This is a genomic window from Paracoccus sanguinis (genome assembly GCF_900106665.1).
GTDB classification, from domain to species: Bacteria; Pseudomonadota; Alphaproteobacteria; order Rhodobacterales; family Rhodobacteraceae; genus Paracoccus; species Paracoccus panacisoli.
This window is the reverse complement of record NZ_FNNA01000003.1, coordinates 103,632-124,047: the sequence shown is the minus strand read 5'-3', so window position 1 is coordinate 124,047 and position 20,416 is coordinate 103,632. Positions and strand designations below refer to the sequence as shown.

Genomic DNA, 20,416 nt, shown 5'->3' with positions numbered 1-20,416 from the left:
CGGGAGAGCGGGCCGGAACGCGGCCCTCAGTCGAACTTGCGGGACGGCGCCAGAACCACCGCCTCGCCTTTCAGCACGACGGTATCGCCGACGAGGCAGCGGGTGGCAAGGGTGACCCGCCGGCGGGCGTGGTCGATGGCATCCACCTGAACCTCGGCGCGGACCACATCGCCGGGGCGCACGGGGGCCATGAACTTGAGCGTCTGGCCCAGATAGACCGTGCCGTGGCCGGGCAACTGCTCGCCGATCACCGCCGAGATGAGGCCCGCCGTCAGCATTCCGTGCGCGATCCGCCCCTCGAAGATGGTGTCGCGGGCGTACTCCTCGTCCAGGTGCACCGGGTTGCGGTCGGTCGAGATGGTGGCGAACATCTCGATGTCGGCGTCCGTCACCTGCTTCTGCAGGGTGCGGATCATGCCGACCTCGAGGTCCTCGATGACGATGGTGCCCCGAAACTGGTTATCCCGCGGCGGATTGTCGAGCATCATGGGTATCCCCGGTTCGCTGGCCCGTTCACTGGCCCGTCAAAAGGCCCGTTCGCTGCATTGCGGCGTAACAGGTCGATGACCATCGGGCAAGAATATACCGTGGTCGCGGCGCAGGGGATAATAATGTTGCGACGTCAGGTCACGGGGCGTCGGCGTCGGGCGGCGCGCCGCCCTCGGCCAGCAGCGCGGCGAGGTCGAGAGGCGCGTTGCCCATCTGCACCCGGCCCTCGGCGTCCAGCGGCCATTCCGCGGGCGGGCGGTCGCGGTAGAGCTCGACCCCGTTGCCGTCCGGGTCGCGCAGATAGAGCGCCTCGCTCACCCCATGGTCGGCCGCGCCGTCGAGCGGGATGCCCGCGGCCAGCACCCGCGCCAGCACCCGCCCAAGCGAAGCGCGGTCGGGATACAGGAAGGCGCTGTGATAGAGCCCGGTGTGACCCGGCGGCGGGGGCGTGGCCCCGGCGGATTCCCACGTGTTCAGGCCGATGTGGTGGTGATAGCCGCCGGCGCCGAGAAAGGCCGCGCGGGTGCCATAATGCTGCATCACCTCGAACCCCAGCACGCCCGAATAGAAGGCGATGGCCCGGTCGAGGTCGGCCACCTTGAGGTGGACGTGCCCCACCCGCGTCGCGGCGGGCGCGGGATCGGGCGGCGAGGCGATCGGGCGGGCGCTCACCGCAGCCGCCCGATGGCGTAGGTCGGGGCGATGCCCTCGGCCTTGAGCCAGGCGCGCAGCAGGCTGTCCTCGGGTCGTTCCACGTCGCCCCCCATGTGCTCGGCCGCCAGCCCGCCGGTGACGAAGATCGAATCGATCCCCTGCGCGACGGCTCCTGCAACATCGGTGCCGATCCCGTCCCCGATGGCAAGCTCGCGCCCGCCGCTGACGCCCAGCCGGCGCCGGGCGAGGTCATAGATCGGCGCGTGCGGCTTGCCGAAATAAAGCGCCTCGCCCCCCATTTCCTCGTAGAGCCCGGCCAGCGCGCCCGCGCAGTAGAGCCGCTGTTCGCCGTAATCCACCACGATGTCGGGGTTGGCGCAGAGAAGCGGCAGCCCGCGGGCCTGCGCAGTCTCCAGCCGGGCGCGGTAGTCCTCGGGCGTCTCGGTCATGTCGTCGTAGGGGCCGGTGACGACGATCCCCTCGGCATCCTCGAGCGGCACGCGGCGGATGCCGGGGGCGCGCGGGTCGGTCGTCTCGGTGAAGAACCCGAGGTCGCGCTCGGGCCCGACGTGCCAGACGTTCTGCCCGACCCGGCCCGCGAACATCGCGTCCTGCGCCGCATCGCCCGAGGTCACGATGTCGTCCCAGGCGTCCTGCGGCACGCCGAGGCGGTCGATCTGCTCGGCCACGAAGCGGCGCGGGCGGGGCGCGTTGGTCATCAGCGCGACCTTGCCGCCGCCCTGCCGGAACGCCTGCAGCGCGGCGATGGCGGCCGGATAGGCCACCTTGCCGTTGTGCACGCAGCCCCAGAGGTCGCAGACGAGCACGTCATAGCCGTCCGCGATCTCGGCCAGGCTGTCGATGATCCGGGTCATGTCCACCCCTTTGCTGGCCGCACCGTCGAGGCGCGGCGGATGTCTTGCGGGGTGTGGGGGTCGGACACCCCCACGCCGGCGGTCGTCCTCAGAGCTTCAGCGCCGGGATGATCTGCTTCTTGCGGCTGACGATCCCGGGAAGGATCACGCTGTCGCCCTCGACCGGGACGCCGAAGGACGCGGCGGCGACGGCGCGCACGAAGTCGTTCGGGACAAGCAGGGTCGAGCGCTCGTTCAGGATGTCGACGATGAACAGCATCACCTCGTCGGCGCCGTCCTCTGCCGCGACGCCCGGCATGGCGGCCAGCAGCGCCGCCTTGCGATCGAGCAGCACCTGCGGCGCGGTGGTTTCCAGCACCGAGATCCGCATCTGCTTGCCGCCGAGCTCGTATTCCTTGCTGTCCATCTTCAGCAGCGCCGCGTCCGAGAAGGACGAGACGTCCGATTTCGCGGAGAACATCTCGGTGGCGTATTCGGGGATCGAGAGGCCGAGCTCGCCGGCCAGCTTCTCGGCCACCCAGCGGTCATGCGGCGTGGTGGTGGGCGAGCGGAACTCGAGCGTGTCCGACAGGATGCAGGTCAGCATCACGCCCTTGACCCAGGCCGGCGCGCGGTCGAGGTCGCCGCCGATCAGGTCGTGCATGATCGTCGCCGTGCAGGCCAGCGGGCGGATGGTGATGTTGATCGGCAGCCGGGTCTTGATCCCGCCGGCGAGCAGGTGGTGGTCGATGATCTCGATCACCTCGGCGTCGTTGATGCCAGCGGGCAGCTCGGCCGGGTTGTTGGTGTCGACGATCACGCACTGGTCGCCGGGCGCGAGGTCGGCGATCACCTCGGGCAGGTCCAGCCCCCAGCGGCCCAGCATCCACACGGCCTCGGTGTTCGGCGTCCCCTGCAGCACGGCCTTGGCCGGGGTCTTGCGGACTTCGGACAGGTACCACGCCCAGATCAGCGGCGAGCCGGTCGAGTCGGTGTCGGGGGCCTTGTGGCCGAGAACCTGGATCATGTGAGACAGCCTTTGCGCAAAACGGGTCGGCGCGGGTTATAGGCGCGGGCCGCGTGCGGCTCAAGCGGCAGAGGGGTGTGAGCGAGAGCCTGCGGCGGAGGACCGGGGAGCCCTTGAGGCATGGGGCGCCGTTCCGTCCCCTCAGGCGGCGCCGGGCGCGTCCGGGCGCCTAGCCCCCCTGCCCCAGCGCAAGGCCGGCGTTGACGGCCAGCGCCACGATCACCGCATTATAGAAGAAGGTGAGCACCGAGTGCGCCAGCGTCACCCGCCGGAAGGGCGTCGAGGTCAGGCCCACGTCCGAGGTCTGCGCCGTCATCCCGAGGGTGAAACTGTAATAGAGGAACTCCCACGGGCCCGGCGCCGCGGGGCCGCCGGGAAAGTCGAGCCCGCCGCTGTCGCGCGCGCCCGTTTGGGTTGCCGTCCCGCCCGCTGCCCTGCCCGCGTCCCGGTCGGGGGTGTAGAACATCCGCGCATAGTGAAAGGCCATGACCGCGTGGACCGTCGCCCAGCCCAGCGGCACCGCCCCGAGCGCCAGCACCGGGCGCAGCCGCAGCGCCCCCGGATCGGCCGAGGCGAGCACCGTCTGGGCGATGGCATAGAGGCTGACCCCGACCGCGCCCGTCGCCATCAGCACGATCAGCGCCCCGCCCTCGTCGGCGTCGGCGAAATGCGCCCGCAGGTCGTCGCCGCTGCGGCCCCGCATCCAGATGGCGGTGGCCACCAGATAGACGACGAAGAAGAGGTCCGCCCCGATCAGGATGCGGTCGGTCGGCGTCAGCGCGCCGCCCAGCAGCGCCGCCGCCAGCCCCGCGGCGAAGGCGCCGTGAAACCGCGCGTGGCGGCGCAGCGAGCCGCGCAACCCTCAGTCCTCGGCCAACGGCGTCTGCTGGTGCTCGATCATCTGCCAGTCCTCGTGCTGGCGCACCCAGGTCGAGCTGCAGAAAGCGCGATAGGCGCGCCCGCCGCGACTGGCCGAGACGCGATAGGCCAGCACGATGCAGTCCTCGGTCTCGACGAAGCGGCGCTCGCCGAGCGTCACGCCCTCCCACCGCGGGCCGTCGAGCGCGGACAGGATGTCGCGGCCCTGCAGGATGCCGCGGGGCAGGACCATCACGCAGGCCGGGTGCATCCGGCGCCGCGCCTCGGCCGCGCCCATCGTCCACCACGCCGTCTCGTCGGCCCATCGGTTCTCGCTGCGGCTCATGACGCGCCCCCTGCCGTGATCGTCCACCCGTCCCGTTCGAGAAGCCGCAGCACCCCGTCCTCGCCCGGCAGGTGCAGCGCCCCGAAGGCCGCGACCACCGGCTTGCCGCGCGCCGCGGCGGCCGTCGCGGCCTCGGTCAGCGGCGCGATCCAGCCCCGGTTGCGGCCGGTCATCAGCCGGTCCTCGGCCAGCTGCACCTGCCGGTCGACGCTCGCGCGGTCCATCCCGGCGTGGTCATAGGCGTCCAGCCGCCCGAATTCCCAGATCGCCCAGATGTCGCCGCGGAAATAGGCCTCGATCGTCGTCGTGGCATAGTCGTCGGCCAGCCGCGCGGCGGGCAGCGCGGCGCGGATCATGTCCAGCTCTTCGGCGTCGCTCATGCCGTCGAAGAGGGTCAGCACGGTGTCCCACGGCTCGAGCGCGCGGACCGGCACCCCCGCGTCGGCGGCGACCTGCATCAGCCGGTGGTCGAGGCCCGCGGTGTCGCCCCGCGCCTTGATCTGGCCCATCATGCAGGGCGAGATCCCGAGCATCATCGAGACGTACCAGGGCCGCAGCCGGCTGACCATGACGGGCGGCATCCCGCGCGCAGACATGGCCTCGCCCAGCTCGCGCCAGGCCGCGTCCCCGAGCCGTTCGGGCAGCGTCGGCCCCTCGGTGTCGACCATCAGCGACGGGTCGCGGGCGAGTGCGGCGGTCAGGCGCTTCTCCTCGTCGGGTCCGGCCTCGACCAGCATCGCGTCGGCCGAGGCGATGACCGGCGTCAGGGCCGCGACCATCGGGTCGTGGCGGGGGTCGTCGAAGTGATAGGTGCCGATGATCTCGATCCGCGCGTCGCCCTTGCGGGCGGTGAAGCGGGTGCCCTGCGCATAGGGCGTGGCGGCGACCGCAGCGTCGATGCGGGCGCGGGTCTCGGCCGGCAGGCTCTGCATCAGATCGGCGCCGGCGCAGACGGCCGGCGGCGCGTCCGCGGCCGGCACGGCCTGCGCCACCCCGGGCGGCGGATCGGCGGTGGCCGCCGCCCCGGCCGAGGCGACCGCACAGGCCGCAAGCGCCCCGAGCACCGCCCCCCGCATCCGCTCGTGCCAACCCATCTTCGCACCCCGCTCGCGCCCTGGCTTTCGCCGCAGCATGGCGCCGCGCCGCCCCGAGGTCCACCCCGTCCGGGCGCCCTCGCGACGGGCCCGACCCGCGCCGTTCCACCCGCTCGCCGCGATCACGCCCCGTTGACAGGCCCGGACCCGGCCCCTACATCGCGGCCATTGGCACTCACCCCAATCGAGTGCCAACAGCACGCAACACTGCAACCTGAATAACCGGAGTGTTCACGATGGCCTTCAAGCCGCTTCACGACCGCGTCCTGGTCCGCCGCGTCCAGTCGGACGAAAAGACCAAGGGCGGGCTGATCATCCCCGACAGCGCCAAGGAAAAGCCCTCGGAAGGCGAGATCGTCTCGGTGGGCGAAGGCGCCCGCAAGGACTCGGGCGAGCTGATCGCCCCCTCGGTCAAGGCCGGCGACCGCATCCTGTTCGGCAAGTGGTCGGGCACCGAAGTGACGCTGGACGGCGAAGAGCTGCTCATCATGAAGGAAAGCGACATCCTCGGGATCATCGGCTGATCCCTCGCAGGTAGCGCTTACAACCCTCTGACAAGGAATAGATAAATGGCTGGCAAGGAAGTCAAGTTCAACACCGACGCCCGCGACCGGATGCTCAAGGGCGTCAACATCCTCGCGGATGCGGTCAAGGTCACGCTCGGCCCGAAAGGCCGCAACGTGGTGATCGACAAGTCGTTCGGCGCCCCGCGCATCACCAAGGACGGCGTCTCGGTCGCCAAGGAAATCGAGCTTTCGGACAAGTTCGAGAACATGGGCGCGCAGATGGTCCGCGAAGTCGCCTCGCGCACCAATGACGAGGCCGGGGACGGCACCACCACCGCCACCGTGCTCGCCCAGGCGATCATCAAGGAAGGCCTCAAGGCCGTCGCCGCCGGGATGAACCCGATGGACCTCAAGCGCGGCGTCGATCTGGCAACCCAGCGCGTCGTCGAGTCGATCAAGTCGGCCGCCCGCCCGGTCTCGGACTCGGCCGAAGTGGCCCAGGTCGGCACCATCTCGGCCAACGGCGAGAAGTTCATCGGCGAGCAGATCGCCGAGGCGATGCAGAAGGTCGGCAACGAGGGTGTCATCACCGTCGAAGAGAACAAGGGGATGGAGACCGAGGTCGAAGTCGTCGAGGGGATGCAGTTCGACCGCGGCTATCTCTCGCCCTACTTCGTGACCAACCCCGACAAGATGGTGGCCGAGCTCGAGGACGCCTACATCCTGCTGCACGAGAAGAAGCTCTCGTCGCTGCAGCCGATGGTCCCGCTGCTGGAAGCCGTCATCCAGACCCAGAAGCCGCTGCTGATCGTGGCCGAGGACGTCGAGGGCGAGGCGCTGGCCACGCTGGTCGTCAACCGCCTTCGCGGCGGGCTGAAGGTCGCGGCCGTCAAGGCGCCGGGCTTCGGTGACCGCCGCAAGGCCATGCTGCAGGACATCGCGATCCTGACCGGCGGCCAGGTGATCTCGGAAGACCTGGGCATGAAGCTCGAGAATGTCGGCATCGACATGCTGGGCCGCGCCAAGAAGGTCTCGATCAACAAGGACAACACGACCATCGTCGATGGCGCTGGTGAGAAGGCCGAGATCGAGGCCCGCGTGGCGCAGATCCGCCAGCAGATCGAGGAAACCACCTCGGACTACGACAAGGAAAAGCTGCAGGAGCGCGTGGCGAAGCTCGCCGGCGGCGTGGCCGTGATCCGCGTCGGCGGCATGACCGAGGTCGAGGTGAAAGAGCGCAAGGACCGCGTCGATGACGCCCTGAACGCGACCCGCGCCGCGGTGCAGGAAGGTGTCGTGGTCGGTGGCGGCGTCGCGCTGGTGCAGGCCGGCAAGGCGCTGGAAGGTCTGGAGGGCGAGAACGCCGACCAGAACGCCGGCATCGCGCTGGTCCGCCGCGCGCTGGAGGCCCCGATGCGCCAGATCGCCGAGAACGCCGGCGTCGACGGCGCGGTGGTCGCGGGCAAGGTCCGCGAGAGCCAGGACAAGACCTTCGGCTTCAACGCCCAGACCGAGGAATATGGCGACATGTTCAAGTTCGGCGTGATCGACCCGGCCAAGGTCGTGCGCACGGCGCTGGAAGACGCCGCGTCGGTGGCTGGCCTGCTGATCACCACCGAGGCGATGATCGCCGAGAAGCCCGAGCCCAAGGGCGCGGCCGGCGGCATGGGCGGCGGCATGGGCGGCATGGGCGGCATGGACATGATGTAATGTCCTGCCCCTGTGGCTGACAGGAAAGGCCGCCCTTTGGGGCGGCCTTTTTCATTTCGGCTGTGGCGTCACACGTCAGCGCAACGATGACGCCTGCGGCGGGCTGTCGCGCGCCACGATCCGGCGGATCGGTCCGTATGGGCGCGCAGCCTCGATCCGCGCGCCGGCGTCGGGTCAGGTATACATCGGCTGCCACAGGACCAGCGTGACGCTGGCCGCGTCGGCCGTCGGGGTGCCGGTCAGGTCAAAGCTCTGGTCTTCGAATTCGAGGTTGACCGATGCGCCGGTGACGCCGGTCAGCCGCACGGCAAGCTGGCCGTCGACCAGGACGCTGGTGTCGCCGTCGGCCTCGACCACCTCGATGCGCTCTGCGAAGGCCGCGACGTCGGGCGTATCGCCCTGGAACCCGTGGCTGACGATCAGCCGCATGCTGTCCTGCGCTGGGTCAAAGTCGGTCACGACCGAATCCGGTCCGTCGCCCGTCACCCAGCCCTCGAGATCGTCGGCGCCGGTTCCCGTGGTGACGATGTCACCGTCGGCAAAGACGATCCCGTCATTCCCGGCCCCGCCGTCGAGTGTGTCCACCGCATCGTCGATGCGCCATTCGTGCCGGTCGTTTTCCGTCGGCGCATGTTCCGGCCGGTTGGGGGAGCCGACGAGATGATCGTCGCCCTCACCCCCGCGCAGGTGCCCCGCCCCGCCGACCGAGACCAGCACGTCGTCGCCTGCCCCGCCTTCGACCGGCGCAACCGTTTCAAAGGCTTCGACGACGTCCTGGCCCGCGCCGCCCCGATACTCGGTGCCTTCCCCGATATCGGCGACCACCGCATGGCCGGCGCCAGCGCCCAGGATGGTGTCGCCGTCCGAGTCCCGGACCCAGCCCTGCGTCGCGCCGGACAGGTCGATCAGGTTTGCGCCTTGCGCATCTACCACGACAAAGCCCGACCCGACCGTCAGCGTGTCATCGCCGTCCAGATCGACATGGCTCGCCCCGACCGCGACCTGATCGCCGCCAGGTGCCGTCCATGTCCCCGCCTGCGGATCGGGGAAGACGACGCGAACGGGCATGGGATCGTCGTAATTCCAGCCCAGTTCCAGCCCGTCCGGCGGCGCGCCCGTATCGACGAGGATGTCGTCACGGCCGCCGCCGCCATCGACAACGCCGCCATCGGGATCGGTCAGCACCAGCAGGTCATCGCCCGAGGTGCCGTCGAGCACGAACCCGCTGCCATCCTGGACCTGCTCGGGTTCGGGTTCCGGCTCCGGCTCGGGCTCAGGCTCGGGTTCGGGTTCCGGCTCGGGTTGTGGCTCCGGCTCAGCCGACGCGGTGTCGTCGCCGTCGAATGTCCCTGCCAATGCGGCAAGACCGACGCCCAGCAGCATCGGCAAAAACAGGATCAGGTTGTCCATCGTCAACTCCCCAGGCTCGAAATACAGGCGCAGTTAGGCGGGGTCTTCCGGGCTGTCCAGTTGCCCGTTTCGCACCTAGCCCACCACGCACTCGACCCCCATCGCGCTGCAAAGCGACTGGAACCGCGCCGCCGCGACTTCGCCCATCAGCGCCCGGCCGGTGCGGGTCAGCTTGAGGGTCAGGCGCTTGGCCTCGCGGTCGAGGATCAGCTCTCCCGCCTCGGACGGGTCGCCGACCGAGAACATCGCCCCGAACCGCATGGCCTTGCCCAGCGTCTCGGCGTCGCGGATCTGCGCCTCGTCGAGCAGCGTGAAGAGCGGCGCCATCGCCGACCCCGCCCGGCTGTTCTTGTAGCGGTGCAGAAGCGCGAGCCCCAGGAACACCCGCTCGGGGTGGCTCAGCGCGGCGAGGTTGGCGCGCGTCACGTTGTCGAAGCAGGCCTCGGCCCGATAGTCCGGGTGCGCCCGCCAGCTCGTGTCGTGCAGGAGGCAGGCGGCCCGGATCAGCCGCTCGTGCGAGGGCGGCGCATCCACAAACAGCGGCGACAGGAACTGGTAGAGCTTCTTGCCCGAGCCGGGGATGCGCGCCATCTGCCGCTCGGTGAACCGCGCCGCCTCGATCAGCGGATCGCGCTTGCGGATGCTGTCGGACATCTGCTCGTAAAGCAGCCCCTCGCGGATCCCGTAGGAGCTGATGGCGATCTCGGGCGGCGCGAGGGTCGAGACCAGCTCGCGCAGCACCTGCATCGCCAGCGGCACCAGCTCGATCCGGCCCGAGCCGATGCCGGTGCGCGACTTGAGGTCGGCGAGGCTCTGCTCGCCGATCCACTTGACGGTCGCCAGCACGTCCTCGGGCGTCATGCGGTATTCGTGCAGGACGGTCATCGGATAGGCCCGCCGCTCCATATCAAGCCGGGCAATGGCGCGCCACGAGCCGCCGACGAGATAGAGCCGCTCGTGATCGGTGCCGAAGCTTTCGGCCAGCCCGCCGACGATCCGCGAGATGTGCTTCTTGAGGTCCTTCGCCTCGACCTGCTGCAGGCGGAACGGCCCGAGTGGAGAGGTTGCGCGCCGGCCGATGGCGCCGTCGCCGACCTCGGCCAGCTCCATCGAGTTGCCGCCGATGTCGCAGACGAGCCCGCGCGCGTCGGGCCAGCCGAGCAGCACCCCCTGCGCCGACAGCCGCGCCTCTTCCTCGCCGTCGATGACGATCAGCTTGAGGCCGGTCTCCTTCGCCACGGCCTGGTGGAAGGCGGGCCCGTCCTCGGCCTCGCGCACGGCAGCGGTGGCGACGCAGGTCAGCGCCTCGATCCCCATCCCCTTGGCGAGCGCCGCGAAGCGCCGCAGCGCGGCCATGCCGCGGACGACGCCCTCGGGGTTCAGCCGGCCGGTGGTGGCAAGCCCCTGCCCCAGCCCGGCCATGACCTTCTCGTTGTAGAAATAGGCCGGGCTGCGGGCGGCGCCGTCGAACACCACCATGCGGATCGAGTTCGAGCCGACATCGACCACGCCCACCCGTTTCAGCTCGCGCGCCGGGCGCACCGGCAGTCCGCCCTTGCCGAAGGGCGAGACCTTCTGCCCCGAGGTCGTGGTCACGTTCATCCTGGTGGTCCTCGCGTGTGGCGTGGTGGGCGGCCCGGGCCTCAGTCCCGGTCCGGGTCGGATGTCTTGGCGGCGGCGGGGGCGACCGTCGCGGCGGGGGCGGCCGCGCGCTCGGCGGCAGCCTCGACCGCCGCTTCGGCCGGCGTCTCGCCCGAGGGCTCGCCGCTGCCTTCGGTGCCGTGGGTCAGCGCCGGCACGTCCCCCGCGCCCGCGCTGCCGCGCCCCGACAGCGACGGGTGGTCCATGAAGAAGCGGTGGCAGTTGAACAGATCGTCGCGGCCCTCGGGCAGATAGCGCAGGTAGCGCCCGTCGGGCTGAAGGATCCAGCTCTGCGCCTCGTCGGCCATGTTGGCGGCCATGATCTGGCTGGTGATCTGGGCCTTTACGGTGTCGTTCAGGCACTCGACCAGCGTCTCGACCCGGCGCGAGAGGTTGCGGTCCATCCAGTCGGCCGAGCTGATGAATACCCGCGCCTTGCGGGACGGCAGGCCGTGGCCGTTGCCGAAGCAGACGATGCGCGAATGTTCGAGGAACCGCCCGACGATCGACTTGACCCGGATGTTCTCGCTCAACCCCGCGATCCCCGGCCGCAGCCCGCAGATGCCGCGCACGACGAGGTTGATCTTCACCCCGGCGGCCGAGGCGGCATAGAGCGCCTCGATCACGTCGCGCTCGATCAGGCTGTTCATCTTGGCCCAGATCGCCGCGGGGCGGCCGCGGCGGGCGAAGTCCGCCTCGCGCCCGATCAGCTCAAGCAGCCGCGACTTGAGGTCGATGGGCGAGATGGCGAGGTTCTCGAGCCCCTCGGGCTGGACGTAGCCGGACAGGAAGTTGAAGACCTTGGTCGCATCGCGCCCCAGCGCCGGGTCGCAGGTGAAGAGCGACAGGTCGGTGTAGATGCGGGCGGTGATCGGGTGATAGTTGCCGGTCCCGTAATGGGTATAGGTCACCAGCCGGTCGCCCTCGCGCCGGACTACGGTCGAGATCTTGGCGTGGGTCTTGTAGTTCACGAACCCATAGACGACATGCGCGCCCGAGCGTTCAAGCCGCCGCGACTGGCGGATGTTGGCGGCCTCGTCGAAGCGCGCCTTGAGTTCCACCAGCGCCACCACCGACTTGCCCGCCTCGGCGGCCTCGCACAGCGCCGAGACGACCGGGCTGTCCCAGCTCGTGCGGTAGAGCGTCTGCTTGATCGCCACCACGTCCGGGTCGCGCGCCGCCTGGCTCAGGAAGCGGATGACCATGTCGAAGGTCTCGTAGGGGTGATGCAGCAGCATGTCCTTTTGCCGGATCGCCGCGAACATGTCCCCGTCGTGGTCCTGCACCCGCTCGGGCACCCGCGGGGTGAAGGACGGCCATTGCAGGTCACGGCGGCTGTCGAGCACCAGCTCGCGCACGTCGGCCATGCCCAGAAGCCCCTCGACCTCGACCACCTCGTCGGGGCCGACGGCGAGTTCCTGCATGATGGCGCGGCGCAGCCTGTCGGGGGCGCCCTCGGTGATCTTGCAGCGGATCACGTCGCCCCGCCTGCGCCGCTTCAGCGCCGTCTCGAACTCGCGCACCAGGTCCTCGGCCTCTTCCTCGACCTCGAGGTCGCTGTCGCGCAGCACCCGGAAGGCGCAGTGGCCGATGTCGCGGTAGCCGGGGAAGAGCCGCGACAGATGCATCAGCAGCAGATCCTCGAGCCGCAGGAAGCGCTGCCCGCCCGGCAGCGGGATGAAGCGCTTGAGCTGGGCCGGGATCGGCAGCAGCGCCTGCATCTGCCGCCCGTCCGACTCGCGCGCGAGTTCCAGCGCCAGCGAGAAGCCGGTGTTGGGGATGAACGGGAACGGATGCGCCGGGTCGATGGCGAGCGGCGTCAGCACCGGAAACACCTGCGTCATGAAATGCTCGCGCAGGAACGCGGCCTCGGCCCGGGTCACGCGCGAGCGCGACAGGATCACGATCCCCTCGCCCTCCATCTCGCGGCGCAGGCGGTTCCAGACGGTCTGCTGGGCGTCCATCAGACGCCGCGCATCGGCGTTGATGAGGGTGAGCTGGTCGGCCGGGGTCAGCCCGTCGTCCGAGGGCGAGGTGTTCCCCTCGCGCACCAGCTCGCGCAGGCCGGCGACGCGGACGGTGTAGAATTCGTCGAGGTTGGTGGCCGAGATCGACAGGAACCGCAGCCGCTCGAGCAGCGGCACGCGCGGGTTGCGCGCCTCGTCCAGCACCCGCCAGTTGAAGCTGAGCCACGAGAGTTCGCGGTTGAAGAACCGGGCCGGTCCGACCGGCGGCCCGTCGGGCAGGCTGCGCGGCGCGGGAAAGTCCGAGGTGAGGAAATCGGCCTGGGTCATCGATTCTGCGGGCGGCTTGCCAAGAGGGGGGTCGCACCAACCCGTGTGGCCCGCCGGGCCGGGGCTGTCAAACCGTTGGGCCGGGCTGCCCGTGGTGCCGCGCTGGCTGCGAGCGGTCGCGAAACGGCGCGAGGAGACCGCGCGCGCCAGCGTTTCAAGGCCCGCGCCCCTCAGCCCGCCCCCTGCAACCGCCCCAGCGTCTCGAGCGCCAGCGGCCGGGTCACCGCCCGCCCTTCGGCCAGCGCGGCGCGGTCGATCTCGGCCACCAGCCGGCGGGCGAGGCCGAGGTCGCGGTCCATGCGGCGCACTAGCGCCTCGATCACCCCCGGGCCGGGGGTGAGCTGCCGGTCGCCCAGCAGCTTGACCAGCACCGCCCCCAGCAGCGCCTCGTCCGGGGCGCCGAGCGTCACCGCGGCCATCGCCTGCACCCGCGAGGCGAGGTCGGGCAGCGTCAGCCCCCAGTCGCGCGGCGGGGTACGGGCGGTGAGCAGAAGCCACGTCCCCCGCGCCGCGGCGAGGTTCCACAGGTGGAACAGCGCCTGCTCGGCCCCCGCCGCCGTGGCGACGCGCTGCGCGTCCTCGACCACCAGCGCCCCCTGTTCGGTCGCAAGCATGTCCACCGCCTCGACCCGCAGGGCGCCGGCGCGGACCCGCTGGGCGCCCTGCTCGGCGGCCCAGAAGGCGGCGATGTGGGACTTGCCAGAGGCCTCGGGCCCGACCAGCAGCAGCCGCCCCTGCGGCCAGTCCTGCGGCCGGTCCACCAGCGAGAGCGCCGCGGCGTTCGCGGGCGCGGGCAGGAAGTCGCCCCGGCCGAGGGCCGGCGCGCTGCCGAGATCGAGGGCGAGCTGGCGGGCCACGCGTCAGCCGCGCGGCGCGTCGCCGGGGCGCGCGCCGGGCGCCTCCTGCGGCGCCGCGATCGGGCGGGCCGCGGCGCGCGGGTCAGCCGGGACGTCCGCGACCGGCACCGCGACGACGCCGTCCGCCACCGGGCGGACCGGCCCGTCGCGGAACGCTTCGGCCACGCGCCGGGCGTCGGCGGCCTCCTCGCGGTCCTCCGCGGCGTCCTTGCGGGCCTCCTTGCCCTCGGGGTCGGCGGGGTCGGTGCCGTCGGGGGTCTTGCCGCCCCAGGTGCGGACCTCGGGCGCCTCGGCCTCGGCGGCGGCGGCGGCCTCGGCCCCCTCGCCGCGGACGACCATCCGCGCCTCGGCCACGCGGGCGCCGTCGGCGCGGGCCGCGTCGCGGGCGGCGACGCGGGCCTCGAACCGGGCCTCGTCCACCCGCGCCTCGGCGGCGGCGGCGCGGTGGGCGACCTCGGACCGGCGCCGCGCCTCGGCCGTGGTCCCCGGGGGGACCATCTCGACCAGCATCGGCGGCGCGGGCGCGGGCATCACCTCGCGCCCGGTGTAGAGCGCGCTTTCCTTGTACTGCTCGGCCATGAAGCGGACGATGACGCCCACCGCGGCCCCCACCGGCACCGCGATGAGCAGGCCGAGAAACCCGAACATCACCCCGAACACCGACAGCGACAGCATCAGCCAGACCGGGTGCAGCCCGACATGGCCGCCGACGATCTTGGGTTGCAGCACGTTGCTTTCCAGCATCTGGCCGGCGGCAAAGATCGCCGCCACCCCGCCGATCCGCGGCCAGTCGCCCCAGAAGGTCGCCACCGCCACCCCGATCGACAGCACGCCGCCGACCAGCGTGCCGACATAGGGGATGAAGGACAGCAGCGCCGCCGCCACCCCGATGACGATCCCGAAGGGCAGCCCGATCAGCATCAGCCCGGTCGAATAGAGCGTGGCGAGGATCAGGATCACCAGCGCCTCGCCGCGCACGAAGCCCGCCACGCTGTCGTCGATCTGGGCGAAGATGCGGCGGATCGTCGGCGCGTGCTGGCGCGGCAGCAGGTTGTCGATGCGCTCGATCATACGGTCCCAATCGAGCAGCATGTAGAAGGCCACGACCGGGGCGATGATCAGCACCATGAACACGCCGACCACGCTGCGCAGCGAGCCCATGAGCGTGCCCATCAGCCCGCCCAGCGAGTTGGTCAGCGTGGTGCGGATCTGCTCGACCGCGGTGTCGATCATGCCGCCGTCGGGCATGAACTCGGGAAAGCGGTTGCGCACGATCGACTGGACGCTGTTGAGCAGGTCGGGGGTCGACTCGACCAGCTGCCCCGCCTGCCGCACCAGCAGCGGGCCGAGCCACAAGAGCAGGGCCGCCAGCGCCAGCACTACGATCAGCGTGATGAACACCACCGCCAACGTGCGCGAGAGCCCCGCCCGCTCGAGCCGGTCGGCCACCGGGTCGAGCATGTAGGCGATCCCCATGCCGAGCACGAAGGGCAGGATCGCCCCGCCCAGCAGCCACAGCGCCAACAGCAGCACCGCCGCCGCGCCGCCCCACCAGAGCGCCTGTTTCGTCGCCGACATCTGCATCTGCGTCCCCGCCCTCGATCCCGTCCCGGGGGCCCTCGCCCCGATGCGTGCGGTGATGCAGTCCCCGCCCCTCGCGCGCAAGGGTCTTGGGCAACGCCCCCGCGCATCCCGACCCCGGCCCGTCCCTTGCCGTTGCCGGGGCGGCCCCGATCCGCTAACGCAGGCGGGCAATCATCCAAGGTGCTGCCCCATGCGTCTCACGCGCTATTTCCTGCCTGTCCTGAAAGAGAACCCCTCCGAGGCGCAGATCGTCAGCCACCGGCTGATGCTCAGGGCGGGGATGATCAAGCAGCAGGCGGCGGGCATCTATTCCTGGCTGCCGCTCGGCCTCAAGGTGCTGCGCCGGATCGAGCAGATCGTGCACGAGGAACAGGGCCGCGCCGGGCACATCCCGGTCCTGATGCCCACCATGCAGTCGGCCGACCTGTGGCGCGAAAGCGGCCGCTACGACGACTACGGGCAGGAGATGCTGCGCATCAAGGACCGCCACGACCGCGACATGCTGTTCGGGCCGACCAACGAAGAGATGATCACCGACATCTTCCGCGCCCACGTGAACAGCTACAAGGACCTGCCGCTGACGCTCTACCAGATCCAATGGAAGTTCCGCGACGAGGTGCGCCCCCGCTTCGGGGTCATGCGCGGGCGCGAGTTCCTGATGAAGGACGGCTACAACTTCGACCTGACGAAAGAGGACGCGCTGCACGCCTATAACCGCCACCTGGTCACCTATCTGCGCACCTACGAGCGGATGGGCCTGCAGGCGATCCCGATGCGCGCCGACTCGGGCCCCATCGGCGGCGAGGACACGCACGAGTTCCTCGTGCTGGCCGAGACCGGCGAATCCGAGGTCTTCTACGACAGCGAGATCACCGATCTGCGCTTCGGCGACCGTGCCATCGACTATGATGACGCCGCCGCCTGCCGCGCGGTGCTGGACGAGTTCACCTCGCGCTACGCCCGCACCGACGAGACCCACGATCCGGCGGTGTTCGAGACCATCCCCGAGGACCGCCGCCGCTCGGCCCGCGGGATCGAGGTGGGGCAGATCTTCTATTTCGGCACCAAGTATTCCGAGCCGATGGGCGCGACCGTCGTCGGCCCCGACGGGGCGCGGGTGCCGGTCCACATGGGCAGCCACGGGATCGGCGTCAGCCGCCTGCTGGGCGCGATCATCGAGGCGAGCCACGACGACCGCGGCATCATCTGGCCCGAGGGCGTCACGCCGTTCCACGTCGGGCTGGTGAACCTCAAGCAGGGCGACGCCTCGACCGACAACGCCTGCGAGGCGCTGGAGCGCGAGCTGACCGCGCGCGGGCTCGAGGTGCTCTACGACGACCGCGACGAGCGCGCGGGCGCCAAGTTCGCCACGATGGACCTGATCGGCCTGCCGTGGCGGATCACCGTCGGCCCGCGCGGCCTGGCCGCGAACGTGGTCGAGCTGACCAGCCGCAAGACCGGCGAGTCGGTCGAGGTCTCGGCCAGCGAGGCCGTGGCCCGTCTCGCCGACATCTACGCGCCGGTGTTCGCGGCGGCGTATCGGGGCTGAGGCGGCGGAGGCCGTGTGGGGGCCGGCCTTTCGGCGGAAGCTGAGGGGCCGGGTCGACCGACCCGGCCGACGCGCCGGGTTGATGCACTGCGGCGCCATGCGCGTTCTTAACACAAACCCCGGCTCTCAACGCGCGGCCAGCCGGCTGCGGGACGGCCAGCATCTGGCGACCTGCAGACTGACTGCTTGACGGTCACGAGAGCCGGATTTTCGCGCCGATTATGCGCCTCTCGCCCGGCTCAACGTGTCGCTGCTGACACTGCGGATTGACCACGACGACCGCGCTTGGCTGGCGATCCTGCAGCAGATTGCCGGTGTGCCGTACAGCTGGTTGGGTCAGGCGGTGGGATCAGCCGCTGCGACGCGCTGTTCCATCTTCCTGCCGACCCACGGCTTCTAGGCCAGCACCCCTTCCAGCGAGTTCGGGGCGCTGGCGACGATCCGCACCTGCACCAGATCGCCCACCGCCGCCTCGGGCGCCTGGACGAAGACCGAATGCAGATAATCCGACTTGCCGACCATCTGCCCGGGCAGCCGCCCCGGCTTCTCGAACAGCACCCCGAGGGTGCGCCCGACCATCCCCTCCTGCACCGCCTTCTGCTGGCGGGCGAGCAGCGCCTGCATCTCGTGCAGCCGCGCATCCGCCACCGCCTCAGGCACCAGCGCCCGCCCCGCCGCAGGCGTGCCCGGGCGCGGCGAGTACTTGAAGGAGAACGCGGTGCCGAACCCGACCTCCTCGATCAGCCGCAGCGTGTCGGCGTGATCGGCGTCCGTCTCGCCCGGGAAGCCCGCGATGAAATCCGAGGTCAGCAGGATGTCCGGCCGCGCCGCCCGGATGCGGTCGACGAGCCGCAGATAGTCGTCGCGCGTGTGCTTGCGGTTCATCGCCTTGAGCACCCGGTCCGACCCCGACTGCACCGGCAGATGCAGATAGGGCATGAGCTGCGGCAGGTCCCGGTGCGCGGCGATCAGGTCATCGGCCATGTCGTTGGGATGGCTGGTGGTATAGCGGATGCGGTCCAGCCCCTCGATCCCAGCGAGCTGCCGGATCAGCTCGCCCAGACCCGCGGCGCCCTCACCATGCCAGCCGTTGACGTTCTGGCCCAAGAGGGTGATCTCGCGCACCCCGCGGGCCACCAGGTCGCGCGCCTCGGACAGGATGCGCGCGGCCGGACGGCTGACCTCGGCCCCGCGGGTGTAGGGGACGACGCAGAAGGCGCAGAACTTGTCGCAGCCCTCCTGCACGGTCAGGAAGGCGGCCGGATGGCGGCGGGTGGCGCGGCGTTCGGGCAGGTGGTCGAACTTGTCCTCGGCCGGGAACTCGGTGTCCACCGCGGGCGCCTCGCCCCGCGCCATCGCCGGCAGGCGGTGATAGGCCTGCGGACCCACGACCAGATCGACCAGCGGCATCCGGCGGATGATCTCGTCGCCCTCGGCCTGCGCCACGCAGCCCGCCACGCCGATCTTGAGGTCCGGCCGCTCGGCCTTGAGCGGCTTCAGGCGCCCGAGGTCGGAATAAAGCTTCTCGGCCGCCTTCTCGCGGATGTGGCAGGTGTTGAGCAGCACCATGTCGGCGTCGTCGGCGCGGTCGGTCTCGACATAGCCCTCGGCCCCCAGCGCCTCGGCCATGCGCTGGCTGTCATAGACGTTCATTTGGCACCCGTAGGTCTTGATGAACAGGCGTTTGGGGCTCTGGTCGGTCATGGCCGGGGGCGGGCTCTCGATGTCGCGGGATGGGCGCTGATAGCACCCACAGCCCCCGAACGGAACCCTCGCCCGCGCCCCTCGGGCTGGACCCAAATATCCTCCGGGGGTCCGGGGGTGGAAAACCCCCGGTCCGGCCGTGCCACCCCGCGCACCGGCACCCTGCCCGCCCGACCGGCCATTCCGCCGCCGCGGCCCACGTTGCCCCCGCCCGGCCGCCCGGCTACCCTGCGCCCAACGCATTGGAGGCACTCATGAACGACAAGAGCTGGGCCGCACGGGCCGAGGAATATTCGCTTTACGGCTTCACCGACCTGCCGAGCGTGCACGACCGCGGCACGATCGTGCTCACCCACGGCGAAGGCCCCTACGTCTTCGACACCGAGGGCCGCAAGTGGCTGGACGCCAACTCGGGCCTCTGGAACATGGTCGCGGGCTTCGACCACAAGGGCCTGATCGAGGCCGCCAAGGCGCAGTACGACCGCTTCCCCGGCTACCACGCCTTCTTCGGCCGGATGTCCGACCAAACGGTGATGCTGTCGGAAAAGCTGGTCGAGGTCTCGCCCTTCGCCCGCGGCAAGGTGTTCTACACCAACTCGGGGTCCGAGGCGAACGACACCATGGTCAAGATGCTGTGGTTCCTCGGCCGCAGTGAAGGCCAGCCGCAGCGGCGCAAGATCCTGACCCGCTGGAACGCCTATCACGGCGTCACCGCGGTCAGCGCGTCGATGACCGGCAAGCCCTACAACGAGGTCTTCGGCCTGCCGCTCGAGGGCTTCATCCACCTCACCTGCCCGCATTTCTGGCGCTACGGCAACCCGGGCGAAAGCGAGGCCGAGTTCGTCGCCCGCCTCGCGGCCGAGCTCGAGGACACCATCGCCCGTGAGGGCGCCGACACCATCGCCGGCTTCTTCGCCGAGCCGGTGCAGGGCGCGGGCGGGGTGATCCCGCCGGCCGAGGGCTATTTCCAGGCCATCCAGCCGATCCTGAAGAAGCACGGCATCCCGCTGATCTCGGACGAGGTCATCTGTGGCTTCGGCCGCACCGGCTCGACCTGGGGCTGCGAGACCTACGGCTTCACGCCCGACGCGATCATCAGCTCGAAGAACCTGACCGCCGGGCTCTTCCCGATGGGCGCGGTGATCCTCGGGCCGGAGCTGTCGGACCGGCTCGACACCGCCATCGAGGCGATCGAGGAGTTCCCGCACGGCTTCACCGCCTCAGGCCACCCGGTCGGCTGCGCCATCGCGCTCAAGGCCATCGACGTGGTGATGAACGAGGGGCTGGCCGAGAACGTGGTCAAGGGCGCCCCGCGGATGGAGGCGGGGCTGCGCCGGATCATGCAGAAGCACGCCAACATCGGCGAGCTGCGCGGGATCGGCTACATGTGGGCGCTCGAGGCGGTCAAGAACGCCGAGACGAAGGAGCCCTTCCCCGGCAAGCTGTCGGTGAGCGAGCGGATCGCCAACACCTGCACCGACCTCGGGCTGATCTGCCGGCCGCTCGGGCAGTCGATCGTGCTCTGCCCGCCGTTTATCCTGACCGACGCGCAGATGGACGAGATGTTCGAAAAGCTGGACGCGGCGCTGACGCGGGTGTTCGACGGGCTCAGGGCCGAAGGCGAGGCCTGAGCCAAAGCGGCACCCCGGGACGCCTGCCGGGGAATCTCCACTCACGGGGGCGGCGCGGCGCCGCCCCCGCTGCGCCCCCGGGTGGGGCGCCAAGACCCGAAGATCACGCGACTTTGCTCGGCGGGAATGCGCGCGCGCCAGAGGCGACATGTTGCTAGTTTGCGCAACCATGGATAAGCCGACGCCTCAGCATCTCACGCGGATCACA

General features: G+C 70.5%; 18 protein-coding genes. 5 read left to right on the top strand and 13 right to left on the bottom strand.

Annotation, left to right across the window (positions count from 1 at the left end):
• Window positions 1–26: 26 nt before the first annotated feature.
• The 7 genes from BLW17_RS11805 to BLW17_RS11775 form a co-directional block, all read right to left on the bottom strand.
• Window positions 27–485, bottom strand: a complete 459-nt coding sequence (locus tag BLW17_RS11805; protein ID WP_036702086.1) for a MaoC family dehydratase — start codon at window positions 483–485, stop codon at window positions 27–29.
• A gap of 142 nt (window positions 486–627) precedes the next feature.
• Window positions 628–1,161, bottom strand: a complete 534-nt coding sequence (locus BLW17_RS11800) for a VOC family protein (RefSeq protein WP_231572715.1) — start codon at window positions 1,159–1,161, stop codon at window positions 628–630.
• Window positions 1,158–2,018 carry a TIGR01459 family HAD-type hydrolase gene (locus BLW17_RS11795; RefSeq protein ID WP_036731276.1) on the bottom strand — a complete coding sequence of 287 codons (861 nt, stop codon included), beginning with the start codon at window positions 2,016–2,018 and terminating at the stop codon, window positions 1,158–1,160. Before BLW17_RS11795 ends, BLW17_RS11800 begins: the two co-directional genes overlap by 4 nt.
• 88 nt (window positions 2,019–2,106) lie before the next feature.
• Window positions 2,107–3,024 carry a manganese-dependent inorganic pyrophosphatase gene (locus tag BLW17_RS11790; protein ID WP_036731278.1) on the bottom strand — a complete coding sequence of 306 codons (918 nt, stop codon included), beginning with the start codon at window positions 3,022–3,024 and terminating at the stop codon, window positions 2,107–2,109.
• A 169-nt stretch (window positions 3,025–3,193) separates the two neighbouring features.
• A complete protein-coding gene (locus BLW17_RS11785) occupies window positions 3,194–3,883 on the bottom strand; it encodes a DUF1345 domain-containing protein (protein WP_036731281.1) in 690 nt (229 codons plus the stop codon).
• A 3-nt stretch (window positions 3,884–3,886) separates the two neighbouring features.
• On the bottom strand, window positions 3,887–4,228 hold the full coding sequence (locus BLW17_RS11780) for a DUF4440 domain-containing protein (RefSeq protein ID WP_036731284.1): 342 nt from the start codon (window positions 4,226–4,228) through the stop codon (window positions 3,887–3,889).
• Window positions 4,225–5,322: a TraB/GumN family protein gene (locus BLW17_RS11775; RefSeq protein ID WP_231572716.1), complete on the bottom strand. Its 1,098-nt coding sequence runs from the start codon at window positions 5,320–5,322 to the stop codon at window positions 4,225–4,227. Before BLW17_RS11775 ends, BLW17_RS11780 begins: the two co-directional genes overlap by 4 nt.
• 236 nt (window positions 5,323–5,558) lie before the next feature.
• On the opposite strand from BLW17_RS11775, the gene BLW17_RS11770 reads away from it, so the two are divergent.
• Together BLW17_RS11770 and groL are read left to right on the top strand one after the other, a co-directional pair.
• Window positions 5,559–5,846 (top strand): co-chaperone GroES, encoded by a 288-nt coding sequence (locus BLW17_RS11770; protein ID WP_036702044.1) that lies wholly within the window; start codon window positions 5,559–5,561, stop codon window positions 5,844–5,846.
• Between the two features lie 45 nt (window positions 5,847–5,891).
• Window positions 5,892–7,538 carry a chaperonin GroEL gene (groL, locus tag BLW17_RS11765; RefSeq protein WP_036731286.1) on the top strand — a complete coding sequence of 549 codons (1,647 nt, stop codon included), beginning with the start codon at window positions 5,892–5,894 and terminating at the stop codon, window positions 7,536–7,538.
• 174 nt (window positions 7,539–7,712) lie between these two features.
• On the opposite strand, the gene BLW17_RS11760 is transcribed toward groL, so the two are convergent.
• The 5 genes from BLW17_RS11760 to BLW17_RS11735 form a co-directional block, all read right to left on the bottom strand.
• Window positions 7,713–8,948, bottom strand: a complete 1,236-nt coding sequence (locus BLW17_RS11760; RefSeq protein WP_036731288.1) for a calcium-binding protein — start codon at window positions 8,946–8,948, stop codon at window positions 7,713–7,715.
• Between the two features lie 75 nt (window positions 8,949–9,023).
• Window positions 9,024–10,550 (bottom strand): Ppx/GppA family phosphatase, encoded by a 1,527-nt coding sequence (locus tag BLW17_RS11750; RefSeq protein WP_036731290.1) that lies wholly within the window; start codon window positions 10,548–10,550, stop codon window positions 9,024–9,026.
• Window positions 10,551–10,591: 41 nt separating this feature from the next.
• Window positions 10,592–12,883: an RNA degradosome polyphosphate kinase gene (locus BLW17_RS11745; protein ID WP_081969056.1), complete on the bottom strand. Its 2,292-nt coding sequence runs from the start codon at window positions 12,881–12,883 to the stop codon at window positions 10,592–10,594.
• Between the two features lie 170 nt (window positions 12,884–13,053).
• Window positions 13,054–13,740: a P-loop NTPase family protein gene (locus BLW17_RS11740; RefSeq protein ID WP_036731293.1), complete on the bottom strand. Its 687-nt coding sequence runs from the start codon at window positions 13,738–13,740 to the stop codon at window positions 13,054–13,056.
• A gap of 3 nt (window positions 13,741–13,743) precedes the next feature.
• The gene (locus BLW17_RS11735; RefSeq protein WP_074826681.1) at window positions 13,744–15,324 is read right to left on the bottom strand and encodes an AI-2E family transporter; all 1,581 of its coding nucleotides are present in this window, start codon (window positions 15,322–15,324) and stop codon (window positions 13,744–13,746) included.
• Between the two features lie 190 nt (window positions 15,325–15,514).
• Between BLW17_RS11735 and proS the strand changes: the two genes are divergently transcribed.
• Complete coding sequence (gene proS, locus BLW17_RS11730) at window positions 15,515–16,873, top strand: proline--tRNA ligase (protein WP_036731296.1); 1,359 nt, start codon at window positions 15,515–15,517, stop codon at window positions 16,871–16,873.
• A 244-nt stretch (window positions 16,874–17,117) separates the two neighbouring features.
• Window positions 17,118–17,273, top strand: coding sequence for a hypothetical protein (locus tag BLW17_RS18345; protein WP_156116107.1), 156 nt, complete (start codon window positions 17,118–17,120; stop codon window positions 17,271–17,273).
• Here the strand turns inward: BLW17_RS18345 and miaB are convergent.
• Window positions 17,270–18,577: a tRNA (N6-isopentenyl adenosine(37)-C2)-methylthiotransferase MiaB gene (gene miaB / locus BLW17_RS11725; protein WP_036731298.1), complete on the bottom strand. Its 1,308-nt coding sequence runs from the start codon at window positions 18,575–18,577 to the stop codon at window positions 17,270–17,272. The genes BLW17_RS18345 and miaB overlap by 4 nt on opposite strands.
• A 254-nt stretch (window positions 18,578–18,831) precedes the next feature.
• Here miaB and BLW17_RS11720 point away from each other — a divergent pair, with 254 nt between their 5' ends.
• Complete coding sequence (locus BLW17_RS11720) at window positions 18,832–20,208, top strand: aminotransferase (protein WP_036731300.1); 1,377 nt, start codon at window positions 18,832–18,834, stop codon at window positions 20,206–20,208.
• Window positions 20,209–20,416: the final 208 nt, after the last annotated feature.